The sequence below is a fragment of the Humibacillus sp. DSM 29435 genome (genome assembly GCF_001758225.1).
Classification (GTDB): Bacteria; Actinomycetota; Actinomycetes; order Actinomycetales; family Dermatophilaceae; genus DSM-29435.
Genome location: NZ_MAST01000023.1, coordinates 181281 through 205592, shown reverse-complemented (window position 1 = coordinate 205592; position 24312 = coordinate 181281). Strand labels below are relative to the sequence as shown.

Annotated in this window: 26 protein-coding genes and 2 pseudogenes; 21 read left to right on the top strand and 7 right to left on the bottom strand. The window is 68.1% G+C overall.

Annotation, left to right across the window (positions count from 1 at the left end):
* Positions 1 to 4: 4 nt before the first annotated feature.
* Together BA895_RS24950 and ilvA are read left to right on the top strand one after the other, a co-directional pair.
* Positions 5 to 109 (top strand): annotated as a pseudogene (locus BA895_RS24950) (AbrB/MazE/SpoVT family DNA-binding domain-containing protein); the annotation flags it as partial.
* A gap of 321 nt (positions 110 to 430) precedes the next feature.
* Positions 431 to 1687 (top strand): threonine ammonia-lyase, encoded by a 1257-nt coding sequence (ilvA, locus tag BA895_RS14810; protein WP_070192687.1) that lies wholly within the window; start codon positions 431 to 433, stop codon positions 1685 to 1687.
* Positions 1688 to 1692: 5 nt separating this feature from the next.
* Here ilvA and BA895_RS14805 read toward each other — a convergent pair whose 3' ends face one another.
* Entirely contained in the window at positions 1693 to 2709 is a 1017-nt protein-coding gene (locus BA895_RS14805; RefSeq protein ID WP_070192647.1) for a LacI family DNA-binding transcriptional regulator, read from the bottom strand.
* Between the two features lie 111 nt (positions 2710 to 2820).
* Here BA895_RS14805 and BA895_RS14800 point away from each other — a divergent pair, with 111 nt between their 5' ends.
* The 8 genes from BA895_RS14800 to BA895_RS14765 are packed head-to-tail and all read left to right on the top strand — an operon-like array spanning position 2821 to position 10444.
* Positions 2821 to 3798 carry a substrate-binding domain-containing protein gene (locus BA895_RS14800; RefSeq protein WP_083283379.1) on the top strand — a complete coding sequence of 326 codons (978 nt, stop codon included), beginning with the start codon at positions 2821 to 2823 and terminating at the stop codon, positions 3796 to 3798.
* 57 nt (positions 3799 to 3855) lie between these two features.
* Positions 3856 to 4626: an ATP-binding cassette domain-containing protein gene (locus tag BA895_RS14795; RefSeq protein ID WP_070192646.1), complete on the top strand. Its 771-nt coding sequence runs from the start codon at positions 3856 to 3858 to the stop codon at positions 4624 to 4626.
* 1 nt (position 4627) lies between these two features.
* Positions 4628 to 5626: an ABC transporter permease gene (locus BA895_RS14790; RefSeq protein WP_070192645.1), complete on the top strand. Its 999-nt coding sequence runs from the start codon at positions 4628 to 4630 to the stop codon at positions 5624 to 5626.
* Positions 5623 to 6666 carry a phosphotriesterase gene (locus BA895_RS14785; protein ID WP_070192644.1) on the top strand — a complete coding sequence of 348 codons (1044 nt, stop codon included), beginning with the start codon at positions 5623 to 5625 and terminating at the stop codon, positions 6664 to 6666. The genes BA895_RS14790 and BA895_RS14785 overlap by 4 nt, the downstream gene beginning before the upstream one ends.
* A 1-nt stretch (position 6667) precedes the next feature.
* Positions 6668 to 7423 (top strand): glutamine amidotransferase, encoded by a 756-nt coding sequence (locus BA895_RS14780; protein ID WP_070192643.1) that lies wholly within the window; start codon positions 6668 to 6670, stop codon positions 7421 to 7423.
* Positions 7423 to 8379, top strand: coding sequence for a nucleoside hydrolase (locus tag BA895_RS14775; RefSeq protein ID WP_070192642.1), 957 nt, complete (start codon positions 7423 to 7425; stop codon positions 8377 to 8379). Before BA895_RS14780 ends, BA895_RS14775 begins: the two co-directional genes overlap by 1 nt.
* Entirely contained in the window at positions 8376 to 9293 is a 918-nt protein-coding gene (locus BA895_RS14770; RefSeq protein WP_070192641.1) for a ribokinase, read from the top strand. The genes BA895_RS14775 and BA895_RS14770 overlap by 4 nt, the downstream gene beginning before the upstream one ends.
* Complete coding sequence (locus BA895_RS14765; protein ID WP_070192640.1) at positions 9290 to 10444, top strand: M20 family metallopeptidase; 1155 nt, start codon at positions 9290 to 9292, stop codon at positions 10442 to 10444. The genes BA895_RS14770 and BA895_RS14765 overlap by 4 nt, the downstream gene beginning before the upstream one ends.
* Positions 10445 to 10469: 25 nt before the next feature.
* Here the strand turns inward: BA895_RS14765 and BA895_RS14760 are convergent, their stop codons facing one another.
* On the bottom strand, positions 10470 to 11048 hold the full coding sequence (locus BA895_RS14760) for a helix-turn-helix domain-containing protein (RefSeq protein ID WP_070192639.1): 579 nt from the start codon (positions 11046 to 11048) through the stop codon (positions 10470 to 10472).
* 2 nt (positions 11049 to 11050) lie between these two features.
* On the bottom strand, positions 11051 to 11719 hold the full coding sequence (locus BA895_RS14755; protein WP_070192638.1) for a cyclase family protein: 669 nt from the start codon (positions 11717 to 11719) through the stop codon (positions 11051 to 11053).
* Between the two features lie 68 nt (positions 11720 to 11787).
* On the opposite strand from BA895_RS14755, the gene BA895_RS14750 reads away from it, so the two are divergent.
* From BA895_RS14750 to BA895_RS14730, 5 genes are all read left to right on the top strand, one after another.
* Complete coding sequence (locus BA895_RS14750; protein WP_070192637.1) at positions 11788 to 13362, top strand: cytosine permease; 1575 nt, start codon at positions 11788 to 11790, stop codon at positions 13360 to 13362.
* On the top strand, positions 13355 to 14341 hold the full coding sequence (gene speB / locus BA895_RS14745) for an agmatinase (RefSeq protein WP_070192636.1): 987 nt from the start codon (positions 13355 to 13357) through the stop codon (positions 14339 to 14341). Before BA895_RS14750 ends, speB begins: the two co-directional genes overlap by 8 nt.
* Positions 14338 to 14745, top strand: a complete 408-nt coding sequence (locus BA895_RS14740) for a nuclear transport factor 2 family protein (RefSeq protein ID WP_070192635.1) — start codon at positions 14338 to 14340, stop codon at positions 14743 to 14745. The genes speB and BA895_RS14740 overlap by 4 nt, the downstream gene beginning before the upstream one ends.
* A gap of 250 nt (positions 14746 to 14995) precedes the next feature.
* Complete coding sequence (locus tag BA895_RS14735; protein WP_070192634.1) at positions 14996 to 15298, top strand: AbrB/MazE/SpoVT family DNA-binding domain-containing protein; 303 nt, start codon at positions 14996 to 14998, stop codon at positions 15296 to 15298.
* A complete protein-coding gene (locus BA895_RS14730) occupies positions 15295 to 15606 on the top strand; it encodes a hypothetical protein (RefSeq protein ID WP_070192633.1) in 312 nt (103 codons plus the stop codon). Before BA895_RS14735 ends, BA895_RS14730 begins: the two co-directional genes overlap by 4 nt.
* Before the next feature lie 35 nt (positions 15607 to 15641).
* Here BA895_RS14730 and BA895_RS24515 read toward each other — a convergent pair.
* From BA895_RS24515 to BA895_RS23980, 4 genes and pseudogenes are all read right to left on the bottom strand, one after another.
* Positions 15642 to 15882 (bottom strand): annotated as a pseudogene (locus BA895_RS24515) (toxin).
* A 230-nt stretch (positions 15883 to 16112) separates the two neighbouring features.
* Positions 16113 to 16526: a DUF6188 family protein gene (locus BA895_RS14720; protein WP_139142669.1), complete on the bottom strand. Its 414-nt coding sequence runs from the start codon at positions 16524 to 16526 to the stop codon at positions 16113 to 16115.
* A complete protein-coding gene (locus BA895_RS14715) occupies positions 16514 to 17908 on the bottom strand; it encodes a hypothetical protein (RefSeq protein WP_070192631.1) in 1395 nt (464 codons plus the stop codon). The genes BA895_RS14720 and BA895_RS14715 overlap by 13 nt, the downstream gene beginning before the upstream one ends.
* Positions 17905 to 18042, bottom strand: a complete 138-nt coding sequence (locus tag BA895_RS23980) for a hypothetical protein (RefSeq protein WP_175442333.1) — start codon at positions 18040 to 18042, stop codon at positions 17905 to 17907. The genes BA895_RS14715 and BA895_RS23980 overlap by 4 nt, the downstream gene beginning before the upstream one ends.
* Positions 18043 to 18351: 309 nt before the next feature.
* Here BA895_RS23980 and BA895_RS23175 point away from each other — a divergent pair, with 309 nt between their 5' ends.
* The 6 genes from BA895_RS23175 to BA895_RS14685 all read left to right on the top strand — a co-directional run bounded on the left by BA895_RS23175 (position 18352) and on the right by BA895_RS14685 (position 24248).
* Positions 18352 to 18816 (top strand): nucleotidyltransferase domain-containing protein, encoded by a 465-nt coding sequence (locus tag BA895_RS23175; RefSeq protein ID WP_083283378.1) that lies wholly within the window; start codon positions 18352 to 18354, stop codon positions 18814 to 18816.
* Positions 18816 to 19169 (top strand): DUF86 domain-containing protein, encoded by a 354-nt coding sequence (locus BA895_RS14705; protein ID WP_254666487.1) that lies wholly within the window; start codon positions 18816 to 18818, stop codon positions 19167 to 19169. Before BA895_RS23175 ends, BA895_RS14705 begins: the two co-directional genes overlap by 1 nt.
* A 538-nt stretch (positions 19170 to 19707) precedes the next feature.
* A complete protein-coding gene (locus BA895_RS14700; RefSeq protein ID WP_070192629.1) occupies positions 19708 to 22470 on the top strand; it encodes a LuxR C-terminal-related transcriptional regulator in 2763 nt (920 codons plus the stop codon).
* A gap of 157 nt (positions 22471 to 22627) precedes the next feature.
* The gene (locus tag BA895_RS14695) at positions 22628 to 23317 is read left to right on the top strand and encodes a hypothetical protein (RefSeq protein WP_070192628.1); all 690 of its coding nucleotides are present in this window, start codon (positions 22628 to 22630) and stop codon (positions 23315 to 23317) included.
* Positions 23318 to 23367: 50 nt separating this feature from the next.
* Positions 23368 to 24006, top strand: a complete 639-nt coding sequence (locus tag BA895_RS14690) for a DUF2306 domain-containing protein (RefSeq protein WP_083283394.1) — start codon at positions 23368 to 23370, stop codon at positions 24004 to 24006.
* Entirely contained in the window at positions 24003 to 24248 is a 246-nt protein-coding gene (locus tag BA895_RS14685) for a hypothetical protein (protein WP_070192626.1), read from the top strand. Before BA895_RS14690 ends, BA895_RS14685 begins: the two co-directional genes overlap by 4 nt.
* Positions 24249 to 24312: the final 64 nt, after the last annotated feature.

Genomic DNA, 24312 nt, shown 5'->3' with positions numbered 1-24312 from the left:
AGGTATGCCGAGGGTGTCCAGCAACAACCAGATCACGCTTCCGGTCGCCGCGATGAGGGCCGCCGGGCTGGAACCGGGCGACGAGGTCACGGTCCGCGCCGGGGGAGCTGGCGAGATCGTGACTGTCGCCCGCACTTCCCGCGTGCGCCGCTACGCCGGCATCGCCGACGGCATCTGTCGCCCCGAAGAACTGGATCAGCTGCGCGGCGAATGGGATGAACGCGGCCTCGAGCTCGTGGTTCCAGCGAGCGACTACGGCGAGACACTGCCGCTGAAGTCGTTGCCGTTTCGAGTCAGCAGCGTCAACTCGTGTCGTGTCGTGCTGCGGTCGCGGCTCGGCGCATCACAGCGGCGTTGTCGCTCCGCAGCTCCGACTGCCGAATCTTGCCGTGCGGCGGATGCGGAAGACGGGCGGCGTAGCCTGACCACTATGGAAGCGCTTGGGTCAGTGACGGTTGAAGACATCCAAGCCGCTCAGCGACTCCTCGACGGCGTGATCCGGCCGACCCCGCTCGAGTTCAGCCGGGCACTCAGCGACCGGGTCGGCGCGGAGGTCTACCTCAAGTGCGAGAACCTCCAGCGGGCAGGCTCCTTCAAGATCAGAGGCGCGTACACCCGCATGTCCCGTCTCTCGGATGCCGAGAAGGAAGCGGGTGTCGTGGCCGCCTCGGCCGGCAACCACGCGCAGGGCGTCGCGCTCGCGGCATCCATCTTGGGCATCCGATCGAAGGTCTACATGCCGCTCGGGGCGCCGATGCCCAAGCTGCTGGCCACGCAGGCTTATGGCGCGACCGTCGAGCAGCTGGGCTCGACCATCGACGAGTGCCTGGCCGCGGCGCAGATCTTCGCCGACGAGACCGGCGCGGTGCTCGTGCACCCGTTCGACCACCCCGACATCGTGGCGGGGCAGGGCACCTGCGGCCTCGAGATTCTCGAGCAGTGCCCCGACGTGCGCACCGTCGTCGTCGAGCTCGGCGGCGGTGGCCTGCTCGCCGGCATCAGCGTGGCGCTGCGAGCCTTGAAGCCTGACGTCAGGGTGATCGGGGTGCAGGCCGAGACGGCCGCGGCCTACCCGCTGTCTCTCACCGCTGGCCATCCGGTCTCGGTGCCGAGGATGGCGACGATGGCCGACGGCATCGCCGTCGGGCGCCCCGGGGTGGTGCCCTTCGCCATCATCAAGGATCTGGTCGACTCGGTCGAGACGGTCTCCGAGGATGCGATGGCCCGTGCCCTGCTCTTCGTGCTCGAGCGGGCCAAGCTCGTGGTCGAGCCGGCCGGCGCCGCCGCGGTGGCCTGGTTGCTGGAGGAGGCCAAGACGCACACCGCTGCGCCTGACGGCCGGGGCGCGGCGGCTGGTCTCGAGGGGCCTGTGGTGGCAGTGCTTTCGGGCGGGAACATCGACCCGCTGCTGATGCTGCGGGTGATCCGCAACGGCTTGGCCGTGGCCGGTCGCTACCTCCGGCTCCAGGTGCACGTTCCCGATCGCCCGGGCTCCCTCTCGGGCCTGCTCATGGAGTGTGCCTCCCTCGACGCCAACGTGCTCGAGGTCGCGCACTCGAGAACGAGCACGTCGATCACGGTCGACGAGGTCGAGATCAGGCTCGAACTCGAGACGAAGAGCCAGCAGCACGCCGATCACGTGATCGCCACGTTACGCGGCCACGGGTTCCGCATCCAGGTCGCGTAGCGACGTCAGCCCGGGCTCGAGTCCCCCAGGATGAGGTCAGGGGCGATGCGCACCGACCGAGAGGGCGTTGTGGATCGGGGAAGCGAGACGAGATCGAGCACGGTCTGACCGATCTCCTCGACCGGCTGGCGCACCGTGGTCAGGGTCGGATGGGCGAAGCGGGCCACCCCGATCCCGTCGAACCCAATGACCCTGAAGTCGTCGGGAACCCGGTATCCGCGAACGTGCAGTCCGGCGATGACGCCGAGGCCGATGATGTCTGCCGCCGCGACGATCGTGCCCCGGGTGTGGCCGTCGGAGAGGATCTCGTCGACGGCCTGCTGCCCCCACGCGAAGTCGAAGTCGCCGAGGTAGGTCGGTCGGTCCGGGAAGTTCTGGGTGAACTGCTGAAATCGTTCGTGGCCTGACGACGAGAGGGTCTTCGCGCCGACGTAGAGGACCGGCTTGTCGTCGACGTCGACGTGCTCGCGGATGTGTGTGGTGATGAGGCCCAGGCCGGCGGCGTTGTCACATCCGACGAAGTGCACGTCGGCCCCCACGACCTGGCGGTCGAGCTGGATGGTCAACGCCGAATGGGCGGCCAGCCGCACGGAGTCGACACTCTCTGACTCGTGGCAGGGGATCATGACGACGGCATCGACCTGGCGTCCGAGGAACGCCTCGACACCTCGCCGCTCCACTCGCAGGTCCCCGCAGGTGCTGAAGACCAGCACATCCGCTGCGGACCCTTCGAAGGCGGTCGACAGGTGCTGGGCCAGTGACGAGAAGAACGGGTTGTCGAGATCTGGAACGAGCAGGCCGACGGTGGCCGTTCTGCCCTTGCGCAAGGCCCGGCCGACAAGGTTGACCTGATAGCCCAGCTCGGCCGCAGCACCGAGCACGGCATCCCGAAGTGGCTCTGCCACCGGCCTGGCCGCGCTGATCACCCTCGAGACCGTTGAGACGGACACCCCGGCGTGCGCGGCAACATCGGCCATGGTCACGGGGCGCGACAGTGCGTGCTGTGGCAGGCCCTCGGCCATGGGCACCTCTTCGTGGTCGTTATCCAAACGTGATCGCCCGCGGGGCCGTGGGATGTACCTTACTCGCAACTCGGAAATCGATTGCCGAGACTCAATGAGGAGGCCGCCACCATGACCAAGACGTCTCGACTCCGCCGCCAGACCCTGCTCGGCATCGCCACCGTGGCCGCTCTGGCGGCCAGCTCTGCTTGCAGCACGGGCAACGAGCCTGCTCCCGCTGCCGGAGGTGGCAGCACTTCGGCGGGTGCCAAGTGCGTCATCGGCATGACGCAGATCAACCAGACCGCTGCGTTCTTCACCCAGATGAACGAAGGCGCCCAGGCGGCGGCCAAGGAGGTCGGCTGTGAGCTGACGATCGCCAACGCCAACAACGACTCTGCGAAGCAGAACAGCGACATCGAGAACTTCACGACGCAGGGCGTCAACGGGCTCATCGTCGTGGCCATCGACGTCAACGGCGTGCTGCCCGCGATCAAGGCCGCCCGGGCGAAGGGCATCAAGGCCGCTGCGATCGACGCGAAGCTCAACGACGGAGCTGTCGAGACCTTCGTCGGCGTCGACAACGAGAAGGCCGGCGCCGAAGCCGCTCAGTGGATGGTCGACAAGGGGCTGGCCAAGGGCAAGAAGTACGGCGTGGTCGACGCCAAGAACTCGTTCATCCAGAACCAGCGGGAAGACAGCTTCCGCAAGGCCATCGACGCTGCGGGTGCCATGTTCACCCAGAGCGTGAGTGGTGAGAACGTGCAGGAGAAGGCGGCCACTGCGGCGCAGAACCTCATCACTGCCCAGCCCGACCTCGACTTCCTCTACACGACGGGTGAGCCCGCGACGGTCGGTGCGGTCAGTGCCGTCGGCGCGAGCGGCAAGACCAAGATCGTCGGCTGGGACCTGACCCGTGAGGTCATCGCGGGCCTCGACAGCGGCGTCGTCACGGCCGTCATCCAGCAGGACCCCAAGACCGAGGGTGAGAAGGCGGTCAAGGAGATCAAGTCGCTCATCGGTGGCGGCGCGGCTGCGGGCTTCATCGACGTGCCGATCACGATCGTCACGAAGGAGAACGTCGAGCCCTACCGCAAGATCTTCCCCTGATCGGCGCGCGGACAGCCGCGGAACCGACGAGCCACTGACCTCAAGGAAGACCCCCACATGAGCACGATCCCCTCAGACGTCGCCACCGACGCGTCGCAGTCGCCGCCGCGCGTGGAGATGCGCGGCATCCACAAGTCGTATGGCGCGTTGGACGTGCTCAAGGGGGTCGACCTGACGATCGCCCCGGGCGAGGTCATCGGCCTCATCGGCGACAACGGAGCCGGCAAGTCGACCCTGATGAAGATGCTCGCCGGCGCGGAGACCCCCGACCGGGGCGAGATCCTCGTCGACGGGGTGGCGATGACCGGTTCCGGGCCGAGGGCGGCCCGGGCCCACGGCATCGAGATGGTCTACCAGGATCTCGCCCTGTGTGACCACCTCGACGTCACGGGCAACCTCTTCCTCGGCCGGGAGCAGTACCACCCGATCACCCGGGCGCTCGACACGGAGCGGATGCATCGCGAGGCGGTCGACGAGCTGAGAAAGCTGCACATCCGGATCACGAACACGCGGCAAGACGTGGGCAACATGTCCGGAGGTCAGCGGCAGGCCATCGCCATCGCCCGCGCCGTCACCTTCGACCCGAAGGTTCTCGTGCTCGACGAGCCGACGGCGGCGCTCGCCGCGAAGGAGGTCGAGATGGTTCTCCAGCTCATCAAGGACGTCTCCTCGCGCGGGGTGTCGGTCGTGCTCATCACCCACCGACTGCAGGACCTCTTCGAGGTCGCCGACCGGTTCGTCGTGCTCTACGAGGGCACCATCTACCAGCAGCTCGAGCCGTCGAAGACCGATCTTGCGGGGCTCGTCACCGCGATGATGGGGAAGTGAGATGACACTGATCCCGACCACCAAGCCCGCCCGCTTCTCACGGGGCGCTCGCACCGACTTCATCGGCCGGCACTTCGGCGTCCTTTCTATCCTGGTCGTCTTCGCCGTCCTGTTCATCTTCTTCAGTGCCCGCGCCGACGCGTTCTTGACGACTGAGAACCTCGTCAACGTCGCACGGCAGATCGCGCCGACCGTCGTCGTGGCGATGGGCATGACCTTCGTCATCACGACGGGCGCCATCGACCTCTCGGTCGGGTCGATCGTCGGTCTGACCGCGGCGTCGCTCGCCCTCCTGGCCAAGACGGGCAACCCGGTGCTGGCCCTGGTGCTCACCCTGCTCATCGGGGCGTTCATCGGCGTGATCAACGGCGTCTTGACGGCGTACGGAAGGCTTCAGTCGTTCATCGTCACGTTGGCGGCCCTGACGGCCGTGCGTGGTGTGGCGCTGCTCATCACGCAGGGCTACAGCACGCCCATCGAGTCGAGCTTCCTGCTGCCGCTCGGCAACGGCAAGTTCCTCGGTCTGTACACGCCGACGTGGATGGCGATCGCGATGGTCGCGGTGGCCTGGTACGTCTTCACGCGAACCCGGTTCGGTCGCTACGTCACTGCCGTCGGGTCGAACGCGGAGTCGCTTCGGCGCTCAGGCGTCGACATCAGACGGATCCAGATGTCGGTGCTCATCATCACCGGGGTTCTCGCGGCCGGCGCCGGCATCATCACCGCAACTCGCCTCGCCAGTGGGAGCTCGAACTCAGGCACGATGTTCGAGCTCGAGGTCATCACCGCTGTGGTGCTGGGAGGGACCAGCCTGATGGGCGGGAGGGGGTCGATCCTGGGGTCGGCCATCGGCGCGCTCACGCTCGGGATCATCAGCAACGGGCTCGTCCTGCTGCGGGTCGACGTCTACTGGGTGCCGATCGTGCAGGGCAGCATCCTCATCGTGGCGATCCTGCTCAACAGCAAGCTCTTCGCCCGCCTGGTGAGGTCTCGACGATGACGACCGTCATGAGCGTCACCGGGCCCGTCGACTCGGCCGACCTCGGCACGACGCTGACCCACGAGCACATCATCAACGACGTCACGTCGTGGTGGCAGGCCACCTGCTCCACGGGATGGTCCGCGGAGGAGTTCGAGAACCATCCCGTGACCATGGACATCGTCTGGGACCTCAAGCAGGACCCCTTCGGCAACCGGGACAACTGCCGACTCGACGACGAGGTACTGGCGATCGAGGAGGTCGCACGCTACGCCGCTCTGGGCGGCCAGACCATCATCGACGCCACCGGTCTCGGGGTCGGCCGTGACCTCGCGCTGCTTCAGCGGGTCAGCGAAGGCACCGGAGTCAACATCATCGCCGGCACCGGCTACTACCTCGACGGCGCGCAACCGTCGCAGGTCAAGGCGTTGCGCCCTGAAGAGATCGCCGAGCTCATCGTGCGTGACGTGACGGAGGGGGTCGACGGCATCCGGCCCGGCATCATCGGGGAGATCGGGGTGGGCGCCGACTTCACCCCTGCGGAACGGGCCAGCCTCGAGGGTGCGCTCATCGCTCAGCGCCAGCTGAACCTGCCCGTCGAGGTGCACCTGCCGGCCTGGTTCCGACGGGGCGGTGAAGTGCTCGACCTCGCTGAGAAGCACGGTGTCGACCCCGCCTGTGTCGTGCTGTGCCACATGGGCCCCTCCGGCGACGACCTCATCTACCAGGAAGAGCTGCTCCGGCGCGGCGCCTGGGTGCAGTACGACATGATCGGCATGGAGGTCTTCTACGCCGACCAGAACGTGCAGTGCCCCTCCGACGAAGAGAACGCCCGGTGGCTCTGCCGCCTCGCCGAGCATGGCCACCTGGCAAGGCTGCTCATCTCCCAGGACATCTTCGTGAAGTCGCTGCTGCGGCACTACGGCGGACCCGGTTACGGGCACATCCTGCAGTACTTCGTTCCTCGGTTGCGCCGCTTGGGCATGACCGAGGGCGACATCGACCACCTGCTGACGATCAACCCACGAACTCTTTTCGAGACCGCACAGAAGGAGAACTGACATGGCGCGCGTGCTGCTCGCTGGCGAGAGCTGGATCTCGCAGTCCACCCACTACAAGGGGTTCGACAGCTTCTCGTCGACGACCTTCGAGACCGGTGCCGACGAGTTCATCGCGGCCGCGGCCTCGCAGGGCATCGAGGTCGAACAGATGTATGGCCACGACGTGCCGGCCCGCTTTCCCCGCACGGTCGAAGCACTGTCGGCCTACGACGTGGTGATCCTGTCTGACATCGGCTACAACTCGTTCGTCCTACCCAACGAGGTCTGGATCAAGGGGCAGTGCACCGACAACCCGTTGCTGGCCCTGGTGGAGTGGACCCGCGCCGGTGGCGGGCTCATGATGGCCGGTGGCTACCTCAGCTTCCAGGGCTTCCAGGCCCGGGCTAACTTCGCGCGGAGCCCGATTGCCGACGTGCTGCCCGTCGACATGCTGACCAGTGACGACCGCGCAGGGTCGCCTCAAGGGGCCACCTGCCGCGTCGTCGCGCCCGACCATGAGGTCGCCGCGGCGTGGACGGGGGAGGCCCCGCAGTTGCTCGGCTACAACGTCGTGACGGCGAAACCGGACGCCCAGGTCGTCGCCACCGTCGATGACGACGTGCTCATCGCCACGCGTGAGGTCGGCAAGGGTAGGTCGCTCGTGTGGACCTCGGACATCGGCCCGCACTGGTGCCCGACCGAGTTTCTGGAGTGGGAGGGCTTCGCGCCGCTGGTCGGGGCCATGTTGAGCTGGCTCGGCGCCGAACGGACGTCTTGATGGGAGGCCGCCGAGGTCGCCCTCTCGTCATCGACTGCGACCCTGGCCACGATGACGCGGTGGCGCTGCTGCTCGCTGTGGGTTCCCCCGAGGTCGACCTCCGGGCGGTGACAACCACTTTCGGAAACTGCTCGGTTGAGGATGCCACACGAAACGCCTTGCAGGTGTTGACGCTTGCCGGCGTGCTGGACGTGCCGGTGGCCAAGGGCGCGGCAGGGTCGCTCGACGGTGGGTCGACGCTCGGCAACTACGTCCACGGCGTGAGTGGGCTCGACGGCCCGCCGATGCCAGAGCCGGCCTTCGAGGTCGAGTCGGTCGGTGCCGTCGAGCTGCTCCGCCGGGTCATCGAGTCGAGTGACGAGCCGGTCACCGTGGCGGCCACCGGGCCCATCACCAACGTCGCACGGCTGCTGCTCGACTTCCCGGAGGTGAAGAGCGGCATCCGCGAGGTCATCTTCATGGGCGGCTCGACGGAGCGCGGAAACCACACGCCCACAGCGGAGTTCAACACCTACGCAGACCCTGAGGCGCTCGACGTCGTTCTCCGCAGCGGGCTGACGGTGCGGATGGTGGGCCTCAACCTCACCCATCAGGCCCTCGCGACGCCAGCGGTCGTCGACCGAATGGCCGGCATGAACCACGTGGTCGGGCAGACCTGCGCCGCCTGGATGGGTTTCTTCGGAGCCTCGTACAACCGGGTGTGGGAGTTCGCTGCACCACCCGTCCACGATCCGTGCACGATTGCCGCCCTGATCGACCCCGCGGTGATCGACTGGCGTGAGGCCTTCGTCGCGGTCGAGCTCGGTGGCAGCTGGACCCGAGGGACGACTGTCGTCGACCTTCACCACCGCTATGCCGAGCAGCGGCCGAACACCCAGGTCGCGATGACCCTCGATGCCGACCGTTACTGGAACCTGGTGATCGATGCCGTCGACCGGGTCGGGCGCCGGGCATGAGCGCCATTGGTGTGGTGGGCTCACTCAACGTCGACCTCAGCTACCGGGTCACCACGCTGCCCGCTCCGGGTGAGACCGTACTGGCTCGAGACCGAGCCAAGGCGTTCGGGGGCAAAGGTGGCAACCAGGCTGTCGCTGCCGCCGCGCTCGGTGCTCAGGTGAGCTTCATCGGCGCCGTCGGGCAGGACGAAGCGGGGGAGACCTACCTCGAGCACCTGCGCCGTGCCGGCGTCGACGTCGACGGTGTCGCCCAACACGCAGAGGTCGACACGGGCACGGCGATGATCTTCGTCGACGACGCGGGAGAGAACCTCATCGTCGTCGACCCGGGAGCGAACTCGCTGCTCGACGCCGCCTGGGTCGAGCCCAAGGTTCTGGGCCAACCGCTGGGCGTGGTGCTGCTCCAGCTCGAAGTGCCGTTGACCGCCCTGGAGGCGGCCGCAGCCGCATTGCCCGCCGAGACCGTGCTGGTGCTCAACCCCGCCCCGATGCCGCCGGATGCCGGTGCGTTGCGCAGGCTGCTCGAGCGGGTTGACGTGCTGGTTCCGAACCGCACCGAGCTGGGGCAGCTCGCCGGCACGACGGAGCCAAGAACCGTGCACGAAGTGCGAGAATGTCTGTCGGCGCTGGACTTCGCCGGTGCCGTCATCGTGACGCTCGGAGCCGACGGGGCGATCCTCGTGGAGGCGGGAACCGAGCCGGTGCACCATGCCGCCCTGCAGCTTGAGCCGGTCGACACCACCGGTGCCGGGGATGCCTTCTGCGGTGCCCTTGCGGTCGGACTGTCTGAAGGGCGCGCCCTTGCGGATGCCGTTGTGCGTGCGGTCGAGGTCGCCGGCAGGAGCACGCTGTTCAGAGGTGCTCAGCTGAGCATCGCTCCAGCGTCAAGCAGCCCGGGTGGAGGCGCGTCGTGAGCTCGCGACTCACAGAAGCAGCGGCCCTTCAGGACTGGATGGTCGCTCACCGCAGGCACCTCCACCGGCATCCGGAGGTCGGGCTAGAGCTGCCGCGAACGCACGACTACGTGGCCGGCGTTCTCGACGACCTGGGTTACGCCGTCGAGGTTCACCCCGCTGCGGGTGTCACCGTGACGGCGGCAGGCTCCGAGCCGAACGGCGTCGTGTCGGTTCTGCGCGCCGACATGGACGCCCTTCCCGTCACTGAGCGTTCCGGTGTCGCCTTCCCCTCGGAGGAAGCCGGGGCGATGCACGCCTGCGGTCATGACCTGCACATGGCGATGCTGCTCGGGGCCGCGAAGGTGCTAACCCAGGTGGCGCCCCGATGCGACACCGTGCTCGCTTTCCAGCCGGGAGAGGAGTCTGATCGCGGTGCCCTGGCCGTGCTCGAGCACACCAACCTTGAGCTCGCCGGGCCGGCCAACGCCTTCGCAGTCCACGTTCACGCGATGGCCGACCCCGCACAGATTCTGTGCCGCGCCGGAGTCTTCATGGCGTACGGGGACTGGTTCACCATCCAGCTCTCCGGCCCCGGCGGCCACGCCAGCCAACCCCATCTCGTCGGGAACCCGGTCGATGCAGCCGGTGAGATCACTGCCGGCATCAAGACCTTCGCCGCTGACCTCGCCCTGGTCGAGCCGACTGTCGCCACCGTGACGGAGTGCATCATCGGCAACACCGTGAACGTCATCCCGGCCTCGGGGCGGCTCCGGGGCACGATCCGCGCCCTCACCCCCGATTCGAGAACCGCGCTGATCGACGGCATCCATCGCGTCGTCTCGAATGTTGTTGCAGCGCATGGCCTGACCGGCGAGGTGACGATCCAGGAGGGCTATCCCGCGGTCGTCAACGACGCTGACTACATCGACCGGTTCGTCGCGCGCCTTGCACAGACCGAGCTCGCCTCGGCTGTCACCGACATGCCGGAACCCTCGATGGTCATCGAGGACTTCGCCTACTTCCTCCAGCGATGGCCAGGAGCGATGGTCTATCTCGGTGCGCGTGGGGCGGGGAACACCTCCTTCAACCACGCCGACGACGTCGTCTACGACGAAAGCGTGCTGACGGTCGGCGCCGCCCTCCATCTGCTGGCGGCCGACGGAGTCTGACCCAGGCGCGGCGGGGGAGCGACCATCACGGTGCTGGGGCCAACACCCACAGCACTTCGCAGGCAGCGTCGTGACTGGTGTTGGCCCAGGTGTGCGGCTCCTGGCCCGGGAAGGTGAAGGCATCCCCGGCGGCGAGCTCGTGGGTGTCGCCGACCAGAGACAACCGCAGGTTCCCCGCGATCACGTAGACGAACTCCACCTTGCAGCCGAGGGAGTAGAGCTCATCCCCGCCGGTACCTCCCGGGTCGATCACGGAGTGGATCACCTGCAGATCCTTCTGCGTGTCTGGGGTGAGCAGAGACTCAAGAACGTCCTGCCCGCCGAAGTTGATTCGACGTCGCTCGGCCTTGCGCACCAGGGAGGTCTTCGGGGGCTCGAACAGCTCTCCGACGCCCAGGCCCAGCACGCCGCAGACTCTCACCAGAGTGGCCACAGACGGTGAAACCTGGTCGCGTTCAAGGCGGCTCAGAAAGCTCTTCGTCAACCCGGTGGCGGTCGCGAGCTGGTCCAGGGTCAAGCCGCGGCGACGGCGGGCCGCGCGGAGGCGGGCCCCGACGACCGCAACGGGAGCGGCATCCTCTGTCGCTTTGCCTCCGAGTCCCACGGTCAGCGTTCCAGGTCCATCGCCACGGCACGAACCGGGGCCCCGTCGGCCGCCTCGAGCGCGAGCGGCAGACAGCTGACGAAGGGATGGGGGAAGCTCACCTGCTCGAGGTTACAAAAGTTCTCGCCGATCACCCCACCGGCCTCGGCGATCAGGTGGTGGACGGGGTAGCCGATCCCTGGATGGGTGGCGTCGGGCGTCTCGTCGATGTTGAGGGCGTCGATGCAGAAGGTGCGCACCCCGAGGTCGAGCATCCGACGGCACGCGTCAGCATCGAGATACGGGTTGTCGAAGTAGCGCGGGGTGCCGTAGTGGTCGGCCCACCCGGTGCACAGCAGCACGATGATGCCGGGGCGCAGTGCGTGCTCGTGGGCCGCGATCATGTCCCAGGTGATCGCCTCACGCGGCCGGATGCCGCGAACGTCGATGAGTAGCGCGTCACCCGTGAACAGCGACAGGTCGAGCTGGTCAACCCGCAGCCCCTGCTCCCAGAAGTGGTACGGGGCGTCGATGTGGGTTCCGGTCTGGGAGCCGAGGTGAAGCTGCAGCAGGTTGAACCCGTGCTGCTCGATGGTCGAGTGCACCTCCATCCGCGGTTCCGGGTCGCCTGGATACACCTGGGTGCTCGACGTCAACGGGACGGACAGATCGACGATCTTGTGAACGCGCACGAGGACTCCTTCGAAGAAATCTGGAACGACTGTTGCCTGTGAAGCAACTTACGTCTACTTTCGGCAGCATGAAAGAGCAGAGCGCCACCGACATCGGGCCTTCGCGTCCGCTCCGAGTCACCGATGTCGAGGTGCATGGCATCGACACCATCCCCGACCGCGACCGCACCTCGCGCCCGTTGGACCTGTTCCGCATCCAGTTCGGTGGGGCCAACACCTTCGCCACCATCATTCTGGGCACGTTCCCCATCGTCCTGGGGCTCTCGTGGTGGCAGGCGGTCGGCGCGACGATCACCGGGGTGGTCATCGGTGCGCTGATCCTCATGCCGATGGGGTTGTTCGGGCCGAAGACCGGCACCAACAACGCGATCTCGTCCGGGGCGGTCTTCGGCGTGAGGGGCCGCATCGTCGGGTCGTTCCTCTCGCTGCTCACGGCCGTCGCGTTCTACTCGATCTCGGTCTGGGTCAGCGGGGACGCTCTCGTCGGCGCTCTGAACCGCCTGGCCGGGGTGCCCGACAACGACCTGGTGCGAGCGATCACCTATGCGATCCTCGGCGCGCTGGTGCTCGTCGTGGTGGTCTACGGGTACCAGTTCATGCTGCTGGTCAACAAGATCGTCGTGTACGCCAACACGGTGCTCATCCTTCTCGGGATCGTCGCCTACGCCAGCATCTTCGACCCGGGCTACGCGCCTGCGGCCGGCTCCTACGCCCTCGGTTCGTTCTGGCCGACCTTCGTGCTGTCGGCGCTCATCGTGATGGGCAACCCCATCTCGTTCGGTGCCTTCCTGGGGGACTGGTCGCGCTACGTCCCGAGGAACACCAAGCCGGTGCGGCTATTGGGCGCAACGCTTTTCGCGCAGCTGGCCACCTTGGTGCCGTTCCTGTTCGGCGTGGCCACCGCGACCATCGTGGCCGGCAAGGCGGACTACGTGTTCGCCCTCGTCCAGGTCTCGCCCCTCTGGTACACGTTCCTGCTGGTCATCGTCGCCTTCCTCGGCGGCATGTCGACCGGCATCACCTCGGTCTACGGCACCGGCCTCGACTTCTCGTCGGTGATCCCGCGCCTCAGCAGGGTGCACGCCTCCCTGACCATCGGGGGCATCGCCTTCGTCTTCATCCTGGTCGGGCGGCTCAAGTTCGACCTCATCGACAGCGTCAACGCCTTCATCGGCGCCATCGTGCTGTGCACGACACCCTGGATGATCATCATGGCGATCTCGTACGTCGTGCGGCGCGGGTTCTACTCGGCCGCTGACGTGCAGGTGTTCAACCAGGGCAAGACCGGGGGCCGCTACTGGTACGCCTCCGGGGTGAGCTGGCGGGGAATGCTCGCGTGGATCCCGGCTGCGATCCTCGGGCTGCTCTTCGCCAACTACCCGCCGTTGATCGTCGGCCCCCTCCGCGACGTCGCCGGCGGAGTCGACATCAGTCTGCCGGTCACCATCGGTGCGGCCGCAGTGCTTTACGTCGCGATGCTCTTCCTGGCGCCCGAGCCGCGGTACGTTTTCGGGCCGGACGGCCCCCGCTTCGTGCCCTGCAAGCCCGGTGAGGCGCCCGCTATCGTGGACGACCCACGAAGCAGCGGCCCGGGCGCCGACGTGCTCCGTGCCGAACTCGCGGAGGAGAGCACCCATGGCTGAACCGAAAGCGCCACTGCCGCGCATCACCACCGGAGGAAATCTGGGTCAGGTCGATGCCACCGTGGTACCCCGCTTTGCCGGGCCGGCCACGTTCGCCCGGCTTCCTCGCATCGACGAGGTCTCAGACGTCGATGTCGCCGTTGTCGGTGTGCCGTTCGACGCCGGAGTCAGCTACCGACCCGGGGCTCGCTTCGGCCCGACCCACGTTCGCGAGTCGTCGCGGCTGCTCCGCCCCTACAACCCCGCCGCCGACGTCGAACCCTTTGCGACGCAACAGGTCGTCGACGCTGGCGACCTGGCCGTGAACCCCTTCGACATCGAAGCCGGCATCGAACAGATCTACGCTGGTGCCCGCGCCGTGTTGGAACGCGCCGGGCGCCTGGTGACCATCGGAGGTGACCACACGATCGCGCTTCCGCTGCTGCGGGCGATGGCCAAGCTGCACGGGCCGGTCGCGGTCGTCCACTTCGACGCCCACCTCGACACGTGGGAGACCTACTTCGGTGCGAAGTACACCCACGGCACTCCGTTCCGGCGAGCCGCCGAGGAGGGCCTGATGGACCCCACCGGCTGTTTGCACGTGGGTACCCGAGGCCCGCTCTATGCCCCGAGCGATCTGAGCGACGACCGCGGGTTGGGCTTCCAGATCGTGCAGGGGTGCGAGATGGACGACATCGGGGCGAGGGGCGTCATCGAAAGGATCGCCGACCGCGTGGGTGACCGCCCGGTCTACGTCTCGGTCGACATCGACGTTCTCGATCCGGCGTTCGCCCCCGGAACGGGCACCCCCGAGGCGGGCGGCCTGACCAGCCGCGAGCTACTGGCCATCCTGCGCAGCTTCAGCTCGCTGAACCTCGTGGGCGCCGACATCGTCGAGGTCTCTCCTGCCTACGACCACGCCGAGATCACGGGCATCGCCGCCTCGCACGTCACTTATGAACTGATCAGCGCCATGGCCAAGACCCCGGCGAAGCCATGAGCGACACAGAAGACGTTCTGGCCGCGGCTGCCGCCGTGGTGCACGCGTTCGGCTCGGGCGATCTCGAGAACTACTTCGCCGCCTTCGCCGACGACGCGACGTTCATCTTTCACACCACCGACCGTGTGCTCACCTCCGTGGCCGAGTACCGCAGCGAGTGGGAGGCCTGGCAACGAGACGATGACTTCCGCGTGGTGTCGTGCGCCTCGACCGAGCAACGGGTGCAGCTCTTCGGCGACGTCGCGGTGTTCACCCATCGAGTCCGCACCCTCACCTCCACCAAGGCGGGGGAAGCGGAGTCAGCGGAACGGGAGACGATCGTCTTCCACCGAACGCTCGGCACCCGATGGGCCGGCGTGCACGAGCACCTGTCGGTCGATCCAGGGCACACCCAAAGCCGGTGATGCGTCGGCGATCGGCCCCTGACTGGATGCCGCTGAGCGGGCTCTGGCCGAGCCCCTTACGTCCGTCGTCACTGCGGGCCACACTGACGACCTGCGGGTGCTCGCCACCATCAACCATCAAGGAGGCACTGCGTGTTGAGGGTCTACCAGGGCGGGTCTGCGAGGTCGACCACCCGTTCAGCAATGGTGCAGCACCACTAGACCGTAAAGCTGCTTTACAGCGAAACTGCGACCGTGAGAAGATGAGGACATGAGTTTTCATGGTTACGTGAGTGTGCAGGCTCGCGGGGTGTTCGCTCTGCCGGCGGAGGTTCGCCGCCGCCTGGGTCTGGACGAGCCTGGCGCGCAGCTCGAAATCACTGAACGCGACGACGGGGTGCTGGAGATGCGGCCGGCGCTGCCGGTTCCCGCCGACCAGAAGTGGTTCTGGACGCGTCGCTGGCAGGAGCGTGAGCTCGAGGTCGACGAGCACGTGGCCGCGGGGCGCGCAGAGGTGCACGACGATGGCGACGCGCTGCTGGCGCACATCGTCGGCCTGACCGACCCGTCGTGAAGTTCGAAACGACCCCGGCCTTCGACAAAGACGTGCGCCGCCTCAAGCGTGAGCACCTACAGCGGTTCCTCGACGTCTTGAAGACGAAGTTCGTCCCGGCCTGTGACGCGCATGCCATTGACCCCGCTTCGCCATGGCCGCAGTCGCTCCGCGTCAAGTCGGTTCAAGGCGCCCCAGGCATCCTCGAGATGACATGGTCGTTCGCCAGCCCAGACGGTCGCGCCACGTTCGAGTTCGTGACCGTCGAAGGTGACGTTCGCCTACGCTGGCGCCGAGTCGGTGACCACGACGTGTTCAAACGACCCTGACACCAGGCCTGCGGCGCGAGTATCGATCGACGTCATCAGGGCAGGAGGTCCACGTACTTCGCGCGAGCGGGCATGGCGTGGATGATCAACTCATCGCCGCCCTCGAAGACCAGCACCACGGTTTCCAGTAGGCGCGCTGGTATCGAATCCGAGGCGCAACTCCCGGTCAGGCGGCCCGTCCTCGTCGAAAGGTTCGATCCACAGCGGCCACTCTGCAGCCTGGATCACGTCCTCCGGGGAGATGCCGTGTTTGAGTGCGCTCGGGTGGACCTTCACGCAGCGAAGTGGGCCAGCGCGGCCCGGGCCGAGGTGGGATACGACGTCGACGAGCACGACATGACCAGATTCGAAGCGATCCTCGTCGGCAAACCTCTGGATCTGCTCCTGGCCCCTCCCGAGGTCACCGTGACGAGCAGCAGATGGCCGGGGCGATCAAACCGTGGCTGGATGCCGCTGAGCGGGCGCTGGCTTCTGACCGGCCGAACTCCGGGTCGGGTGTTCTTGCGTCAGTCGTCGCGCGGGCCCCAGATCGCCAGCTTCCCCCCCGGCATACAGACCACCATCTCCCCGCGCGGTCCGCTGAGCTGCCAAGCCTCGTGAAACTCAGAGGACTTCACGCTGAGCCGGCAGTCATCGTCGAAACTGACGTCAAGGTCACCACCGTCAGATACGCGCAATGCGCGAATCGTCTTGCCAATGAGAGGGGTCAGGGCGTCTGGCACTGGCGGATAGTCCTCGCCCGCGTCCAGATCTGGTGAGTCTCCGGGGTCGATCTGCACCGGTGAAGTGCCTGGCACTGTCAACCAAGGGTGCGCCTCGAAGTGGATGTACCAGTTGTCGCTGGTCCATAGCTGGACCGATCCGTCGAGCCGGATGATCTCGATGGTCTTTCCGTCGTAGCTAGGAATCATGGTTTCCATCCCTTAGGTAGATCGAACGTCCCGTCGGGCCTGATCTCGAAGTGCGTCCCGTCGTCAAAGTCCTTGGCAGGCTCGGAGCCCATCTTGGGATTCTTGGCAGGCTGACCGTCGATCTTGATCGGCTGCCCGTACCGGTTGTAGAAGCGAACGTAGCCGCCCGGGTAGCGAGTGGTGGGGTCACAGATTCGGAGCATGTCTGCAAATTTTGGTTGTCCCCTCACGCCGTCCACCTTGTCAGGGGCCTGCCAAACATCGCCCTGCCGGTTCATGGCAACCCGGCCTTTCCAGGTCGAGCCGGCTGCATCAGGGCGCATCGAGTCGGGCAGCGGCTCACCGGCTTCACCCCGTGCTGGCCTGGGAGCCTCGGCTTCTTGCAGGAGGAGGTTGTCATTGGCGCGGGCGTGTTGGATGAACCGGCCGGCGCCCGAGCCGGCTGCGGCGATCCCGCCGACGACGGCGCCAGCAGCCGCGACGTTGATCGGTACCCCGGCGACGGCCCCCACTCCGGTGGCATCGAGGGCGAAGCCGCCGACCTCGCCGCCGGCGCCGATGAACATCATGCCGGTGCCGAAGGCCATCTGGGCCAGGTCTTCGGGGTGCTCGGCACCGGCTTGGATGGCGTTGGCCGTTCCGTTGAGCAGAGGGACAGCAGTGTGGTTGTACGTCCAGGCGCCGGCGGTACCCGCAGCGTTGAGCACCGGGTCGTACCAGCTCGACTCCTCCGGTGGAGCCGCGTGACCAACACCCGAGGCCGCGGCGGCGTCGAGTTGGCCTCGCACCAGAGGCAGGTCATCGACCAGGGAAGGGTCCAAGGTTGGGGCCACTGGGATCGGGCTGGCCGCGCTGGTGCTGGGCGTGAGGCCGGCCAGGGTGCGGGCGCAGCGGGTGGCGGCGGCGGTGAGAACGTCCATCGCGGTGCCGTATCGACGGTGGATGCCGTTCACCTCGGTGGCGTGAGCCCGCTCGGCCTGGGTGCTGGCCGCTGTGTGCAGCACCGGGTCGGCCGCGTGGGTGAGGTCGATACGAGCCAGGGTGTGTTGCTGTTCGTCGGTCGCGCGCCGGGCCTGGCCCGACAGGGCACGGGCCGCGGTGATGGCGGTCTCGAGAGCGGTGGCGTAGGCGGCCAGTGCCCGGCCCCCGTCGTCGACCAGCGGCAGCACCGTGCGGGCCCGCAGCGAAAGGGACGACAGCTCGCGGCCTGCCCCGGCAGCACTCGAGCCCGTCCAGACTCCGGCCAGTTCGCCGGTTGCCTCGCCCCGAACCCCGGCTGTGGCCAGGCCGGTGTCGGCGACCTGCCGTAGTCGGCGCGCCGCGGCTCGAATCGACGCGGGGTCGCCGTCGGGCACGGCAAGGTCGACGGTGGCGGTGTCGCGCGGAATCACGAGCCACCCTGAGGCGCAGTGGCACTCGGGGGCGGAGGAACGACTCGCGAGTCGAGGCTTACGGCGTTGGTTAGCTCGACCTCGAGGGTCGAGATGGCGGCCGGGGTGCTGTCGGTGTCGATCCCGTACGCCATGACTCGAAACCTAATCGCGTCAGCGAAGCAACCCCCGCAGTTTTCCACAGAGCCGCGGCGGGCAACGGGATGGTGGCGGACGTCAGGCCCGATGGGGACTCGAAAGGGGTGGCAATGAGGAAGGGCGGAGACGAAACTATCCAGCAGGCCGCCATCGTCACAGCCCACCGGATCGCCGAGGAGTGGCGCACAGACCAAGGACACAGCCCATGAAGGCGAAGCACGAGAGCGCCGCGAAGGCCTGCGCGAAGGCGCTGTCGGCCGACAGCAATCTCAGTTTGGCGCACCTGGTCGCGATAAGGTTGCCTTATGTCCATGCTCGCTGAGTACCAAAGGGCCCGAGCGGGGGAGACCGTGGCGCGACTGCGTCGCGTTCTCGCTCTACGAGCGATGCTCGCAACCGGTGCAAGCCAGCGCGAGATCGCCAGCGAACTGGGCATCACGCAGCCGGCCGTCAGCCAGCAGCTCAAAACGGGTGTCGCCGTCGATCTCGAGACCCTGATCGATGCCGCAACGCCCATCCTCAAAGCGCTGGCGGCCGAGCGCGGCTTCACCGATTTGGCCCTCTTCGGTTCGGTGGCCCGCGGTCAGAGCAGGATGGACTCGGACGTCGACCTCCTCGTGCGCCCACCGCAGGGAGCGACCATCTCTGATCTGGTCGATCTTCGAGAGCTCTTTGAGCGCGTGCTCGACCGGCCCGTTGACCTCGTCACCTACGGGGGACTCAAGGCCGGGATCGACGATGTCATCTTTCGTGACTCGGTCGCGCTGTGATGCATCCACGCACCGCCAAGGAGTATCTGCAGGTGCAAGATTGGCCCACGAAGGCTTCGCTCATCGTCAGTGCCGGTCGCGAGGAGTACAACCAGGATGAGCTGCTCCAAGAGGCCGGGGACTCGCTGATGATGAAGATCGGCGAGGCCGCCAACCGTCTGAGGCGTGCTGGGGAGCCGGAACCTGCTGGCCTCACGTGGGCACGGGTTGTCGCGAACCGGAACTGGATCATTCATCAGTACGACCAGATCGACCGGGACATCACGTGGTCAACCTTGGAATCCTTGTGGCCTGAGCTGGATCGAGCGCTGCGCGATCGTTTCGCCGTGGCGCAGCACGCGCTCTCGCCTTGATGCATCAACCTCGTCGCGCCGTCGGCGCATCCTATGAGGGGTGGTCTCGAACGCAGTCAGACCTTCTGCAGGCGGATGCCGCTCACCCAGGGTCTCGGTGGAGCCGTGCTCTGGCACTCATATCGCCTACTCACTGTGGGCCAAGTCGGCCGAGGGCGCCCGAGTAGTCCTCGAGGCGAAGTTGCGTTCGCCAGCCGGCACGGCCGCGCAAGGTTGGGGCTCGTCAACGTCGACGGCATCCATGGCTGGCGTTGCCTGTCGGTCACCACGACGTCTTCCGACGACCCTGACCCAGAGCCAAGCAGAACGTGTCCGGGCTTCGGTGGCGGCATGGTGCCTGCGAACCCGACCCCTTGGCCCATCGGGTACGTACGGCGGGGCGAGACTGAGCTGCCTCTGGGTTGGTTCCGCGGGTGGTGAGACGGAACGCGCGCCCCGGTAGCCAGGGCTGCGTTCGCTTGGGTCGGGAGGCTGACACGGGGACTAGCGTGGTCGTCGGCACCCTCCCTTGTGGCGGTGCCGTTGGGACGGGGCTGCCATGGCACGACCGGTGATCGCCACCAAGCTGTACGTGCCGCGCCCGCGACCGGGTCTGGTGCCGCGGCCGCGGCTGCTAGAGCGCCTACGGCGTGGCGCCGAGGCGAGGCTCACGCTGGTGTCGGCCCCGGCCGGGTTCGGCAAGTCGACCCTGCTCGCCGCCTGGCTGGGCGGAAGGGCGGTCGAACGGTCCGCCGCCACGCCTGCCGCCGCGTTGGTCGAAACGCCGTCCGTGGCGTGGGTCTCCCTCGACCGCGGCGACATCGACCCGGCATCCTTCTGGACCTACGTGCTCACCGCCATCCGCAACGCCGCCCCAGAAGCAGGCGCGAAGGCGCTAGCCCAGCTCGAACAGGATGCAGCGGCTACCGAGCCCGCGCTCACGACGCTGGTCAACGAGCTCGCGCGGGCCGAGCGCGCAATGACGATCGTGCTCGACGACTACCACCTGGCCGAGAGCCGCGAGGTGGGGGAGGGTCTGGCCTTTCTGCTGGAGCACCTCCCGCCGCAGGTGCACGTCGTGGTCAGCACCCGCGCCGACCCGGGTCTGCCGCTCTCGCGGATGAGGGTGCGGCGTGAGCTGGTCGAGATTCGCGCGGCCGACCTGCGCTTCACCGCGGACGAGGCCGCCGCCTACCTGCAGTCGGTGGCGGGCCTGCACCTGGCCCGCGCCGACGTGGCCGTGTTGGAGGAGCGGACGGAGGGGTGGATCGCCGCCCTCCAGCTGGTCGCGCTCTCGCTTCAGGGGCGTGACGACGTGGGGGGTTTCATCGCCGGGTTCGCCGGCGATGACCGGTACGTCGTCGACTACCTCGTCGAGGAGGTGCTGGCGCACCAACCCGGCCCGGTGCGCGACTTCTTGCTGCGATCGGCGGTGCTCGACCGCTTCACCGGGCCGCTCTGTGACGCAGTCACCGGCAACACCGTCACCGGCAGTGACGGCGGGAGCCACCTGCTCGTGACGCTGGAGCGGGCCAACCTGTTCATCGTGCCGCTCGATGATCGCCGGGAGTGGTTCCGCTTCCACCACCTCTTCGCCGACGTGCTGCGGGCCCGCCTGGCCGCCGAACAGCCCGAGCTGGTGCCGCGGCTGCACCAACGCGCCAGCCGCTGGTTCGAGCAGCACGACCTGCCCGACGAGGCGATCACGCACGCGCTGGCGGCCCGCGACCTCGACCGCGCGACCTACCTCATCGAGCTCGCCGTGCCGGCCATCCGGCGTCACCGGCAGGAGTCGGTGCTGATCGGGTGGCTGCGGGCGCTGCCCGAAGACGCCGTGCGCCGCAGCCCGGTGCTCAGCGTGTACTACGCGTTCATGCTCATGGCCACCGGTGACGTCGAGGGCATCGAACCCTGGCTGGATGCCGCTGAGCTGGCTCTCGCCGAGCCGCCCGGTTCGTCGCCGCCGCGGGCCGACACCGACGACCTGCGCACGCTGCCGGCCACCATCGCCGTGCACCGGGCCTCGCTCGCCCAGGCCCGCGGCGACGTGGCGGGCACGACGGCACACGCCCGGCGCGCCCTCGAGCTGGCCGGGCCGGGCGACCACGCCGCCCGCGGGGGAGCGGCCGGTTTCCTCGGGCTCGCGGCGTGGGCCAGAGGTGACGTGACCGAAGCCATCGAGACGTTCGGGCAGGCGGTGGCCAGCCTCCGTGCTGCCGGGAACGCCGTTGACGAGCTGAGCAGCACGGTGCTGCTGGCCGACATGTGGCGCGTCGCGGGCCGACCCGGCACGGCCCGGCGGCTCTGCGCCACTGCGCTGGCACGAGCCGAAAGTGCGGGCGAGCCGGTGGCCCGGGCGACCGCAGAGCTGCACGTGGCCCTGAGCGAGCTCGACCGCGAGGCCGGTGACCTCGAGGCCGCCAAGCAACACCTCGACGCAGCAAGGGAGTTCGTCGAGCGGGGCAGCGTGACGGAGAGTCGTTACCGGTGGTTCAGGGCGATGGGCCGGGTCGCCGACACCGAGGGTGACCTCGACGGGGCGATCGGGTTCCTCGAGCAGGCCGAGCAGCTCTACCGTCCCGGCTTCTACCCCGACGTGCACCCAGTGGCGGCGACGAGGGCTCGGGTCTGGATCCGCCACGGCAACCTTGCAAAGGCCGACGGTTGGGCCCGCGACCGGGGGGTGTCCGCGTCCGACGACGCCACCTACCTGCGGGAGTACGACGAGCTGACCCTCGCACGGTTGGTCTTGGCGCGGCACCGGGAGCGGCCCGACGCGGCCGCGGTTCGGGCCGTCGTGGTTCAGCTGGGCCGCCTTGAACTCGCCGCCGAGACGCAGGGACGATCCGGCAGCACCCTCGAGATCCGGATGCTGCTGGCCCTCGCCCACGACGCGCTGGGTGAGTCGGCCGGCGCTCGCGACACCCTTGCCAGCGCCTTGGCCGAGGCCCCCGAACCCGAGGCCTCGGTGCGACTGCTGCTCGACAAGGGGCCGACGATGACGCGCCTGCTCCATGACCTGCGAGAGCACAGCGTGGCCGGCGCCCACGCGCGGTTCGTGCTGTCAGCGGCATCCGCGACTTGGGCCGGGCCGGGTGGCTCTGATAAGCGGCCCACCGGCTCGATGGTGGAGCCGTTGAGCGAGCGCGAGCGGCAGGTGCTGCGGCTGCTCGACAGCGAGCTGAGCGCGCCCGAGATCGCCCGCGAGCTTTTTGTCTCGCACAACACGGTGCGCACCCACACCAAGCACATCTTCACCAAGCTGGGCGTCACCAACCGCCGGGCAGCCGTCGCCCGGGCCCGCGAGCACGGCCTGCTCTAGCCGGCGGCCGGCACGAGCCTGATACGCGGCTGACGACCGGCGGCCGGATCTCACCCCGTCAGTCACATCGTTGGGTGACGCCCGCTCACCCCCTCGGTTCCTACCTTCGAGTCACACCACGGCGATCCCGCCGCAGACCTCGACCCAGGAGCCCGCCATGACCGTCACCACCACCCACCTCACCCGGGCGGCAGGCGTTGCCGCCGCCGTCGGGGGGCTGCTGTTCATCGCCGTGCAGATCAAGCACCCCAGCCTCGACGTCACCTTCGCCACCACGACCGAGTGGCAGGTGCGCGAAGGCATGAAGGTGCTCTTTGCCGGCCTGTCTCTCGTCGGCATCACCGGGATGTACCTACGCCAGGTGAAGCAGATCGGCGTGCTCGGCCTGCTCGCGTACCTACTGTTGAGCGTCGGCTACCTCGCCATGATGGGCGTCGAGGTCGTGGGCGCGGTCGTGCTCCCGGCGATCGCGCACAGCTCACCCGCCTACGTCGCCGACGTGCTCGCGGTGGCCACCGGCGGGCACGCCAGTGGTGACATCGGCCTGATGGCGCCCCTCATCTCGGTCATGGGCGTCGGCTTCATCGGCGGCGGCCTGCTCTTCGGCATCGCCCTCTACCGCGCCAACGTGCTCGCCCGCTGGGCCTCAGTCCTCCTCGCCGGTGCCGCCGTCGCCACCGCCGCGAGGGCCGTGCTGCCGCAGCTCAACGAACGGCTGTTCGCGATTCCCACCGGCGTCGCCCTCATCGGCCTCGGCTACTCGCTGTGGCGCTCGCAGCGCCTTCTCGCCCGCCAGCCGGCATCCGCCCTGGTCAGCCCGCAGCTCGACCCGGCCGGCGCGAAGTGACCACCCGCGCACCAGCGCGTCCCACCCGGTCGACACGCTCGACCGGGTGGGTGCCCATCGCGCTCGGCGCCCTTGTGGTGATCCCCGCTATCGCCGGCTCGCTTCGGCTGGTCGAGCTGGCCGGCGGCCCGCACCTGCTGCCCGCGAACTCCCGCATGACCGCCTCACCGGCGCCGGTGGTCGTGCACATCGTCAGCGCCGTCACGTATGCGGTGCTCGGCGCGTTCCAGTTCTCTTCGCGGTTCCGGCAGCGCTGGCCCGGCTGGCATCGGGCGTCGGGGCGAGTGCTGGTGGTGCTGGGTCTGGCGGTGGCGCTCTCGGCGCTGTGGATGACGCAGTTCTACCGCCGGCAGCCCGGCACCGGCGAGCTGGCCTACGCGTTTCGGCTCGCGTTCGGGTCGAGCATGGCCGCCAGCATCGTGCTCGGCTTCACGGCGATCCGCCGGGGTGACGTCGCCCGTCACAGGGCCTGGATGACCCGCGCCTACGCGCTCGCCCTCGGCGCCGGTACCCAGGTGCTCACCCTCGGCGTCGGAGCCCGGGTCTTCGGCGCCAACACGCTCACCACCGACCTTAGCCTGGGCGCAGGGTGGGTCATCAACCTCGCCGTCGCCGAGTACGTCATCCGGCGACGCCCATCGACGCGCCGGTCCGCGAGGAAGAGAACGAGAGCGGAGGTGGCGGCGTGAGGACGCGCCCGCCGCCCAGCAAGGCTCCCGCCTGCTACCAACTGCGGATCGACGGGCACTTCGACGACCGTTGGTCGACCTGGTTCGACGGCCTCGTGCTGACCCGCGAGAGTGACGGCACGACGAGCCTCACCGGCCCCGTCGCCGACCAAGCCCACCTCCACGGACTGCTCAGCAAAGTCCGCGACCTGGGCGTCATTCTGATCTCTGTAGAGCCCACGAGGGCTCCCGACCAGCGCTGACCGCACCACGAGTTGGTGGATCAGGGTGCCAGCTCAAGGCACCCAGCCGGTCGACCGAAGTACG

What these genes read in the sequence shown, in the direction of transcription:
- BA895_RS14735 (WP_070192634.1), top strand. Translation starts at nt 14,996, where the DNA reads ATGAGTTTTCATGGTTACGTGAGTGTGCAGGCTCGCGGGGTGTTCGCT.
- BA895_RS14795 (WP_070192646.1), top strand. Translation starts at nt 3,856, where the DNA reads ATGAGCACGATCCCCTCAGACGTCGCCACCGACGCGTCGCAGTCGCCG.
- BA895_RS23980 (WP_175442333.1), bottom strand. Translation starts at nt 18,042, where the DNA reads ATGGCGTACGGGATCGACACCGACAGCACCCCGGCCGCCATCTCGACC.
- BA895_RS14695 (WP_070192628.1), top strand. Translation starts at nt 22,628, where the DNA reads ATGACCGTCACCACCACCCACCTCACCCGGGCGGCAGGCGTTGCCGCC.
- BA895_RS14720 (WP_139142669.1), bottom strand. Translation starts at nt 16,526, where the DNA reads ATGGAAACCATGATTCCTAGCTACGACGGAAAGACCATCGAGATCATC.
- BA895_RS14705 (WP_254666487.1), top strand. Translation starts at nt 18,816, where the DNA reads ATGCATCCACGCACCGCCAAGGAGTATCTGCAGGTGCAAGATTGGCCC.
- BA895_RS14750 (WP_070192637.1), top strand. Translation starts at nt 11,788, where the DNA reads ATGAAAGAGCAGAGCGCCACCGACATCGGGCCTTCGCGTCCGCTCCGA.
- BA895_RS14790 (WP_070192645.1), top strand. Translation starts at nt 4,628, where the DNA reads ATGACACTGATCCCGACCACCAAGCCCGCCCGCTTCTCACGGGGCGCT.
- BA895_RS14785 (WP_070192644.1), top strand. Translation starts at nt 5,623, where the DNA reads ATGACGACCGTCATGAGCGTCACCGGGCCCGTCGACTCGGCCGACCTC.
- BA895_RS23175 (WP_083283378.1), top strand. Translation starts at nt 18,352, where the DNA reads ATGTCCATGCTCGCTGAGTACCAAAGGGCCCGAGCGGGGGAGACCGTG.
- BA895_RS14805 (WP_070192647.1), bottom strand. Translation starts at nt 2,709, where the DNA reads ATGGCCGAGGGCCTGCCACAGCACGCACTGTCGCGCCCCGTGACCATG.
- BA895_RS14780 (WP_070192643.1), top strand. Translation starts at nt 6,668, where the DNA reads ATGGCGCGCGTGCTGCTCGCTGGCGAGAGCTGGATCTCGCAGTCCACC.
- BA895_RS14770 (WP_070192641.1), top strand. Translation starts at nt 8,376, where the DNA reads ATGAGCGCCATTGGTGTGGTGGGCTCACTCAACGTCGACCTCAGCTAC.
- BA895_RS14700 (WP_070192629.1), top strand. Translation starts at nt 19,708, where the DNA reads ATGGCACGACCGGTGATCGCCACCAAGCTGTACGTGCCGCGCCCGCGA.
- BA895_RS14775 (WP_070192642.1), top strand. Translation starts at nt 7,423, where the DNA reads ATGGGAGGCCGCCGAGGTCGCCCTCTCGTCATCGACTGCGACCCTGGC.
- BA895_RS14800 (WP_083283379.1), top strand. Translation starts at nt 2,821, where the DNA reads ATGACCAAGACGTCTCGACTCCGCCGCCAGACCCTGCTCGGCATCGCC.
- BA895_RS14740 (WP_070192635.1), top strand. Translation starts at nt 14,338, where the DNA reads ATGAGCGACACAGAAGACGTTCTGGCCGCGGCTGCCGCCGTGGTGCAC.
- ilvA (WP_070192687.1), top strand. Translation starts at nt 431, where the DNA reads ATGGAAGCGCTTGGGTCAGTGACGGTTGAAGACATCCAAGCCGCTCAG.
- speB (WP_070192636.1), top strand. Translation starts at nt 13,355, where the DNA reads ATGGCTGAACCGAAAGCGCCACTGCCGCGCATCACCACCGGAGGAAAT.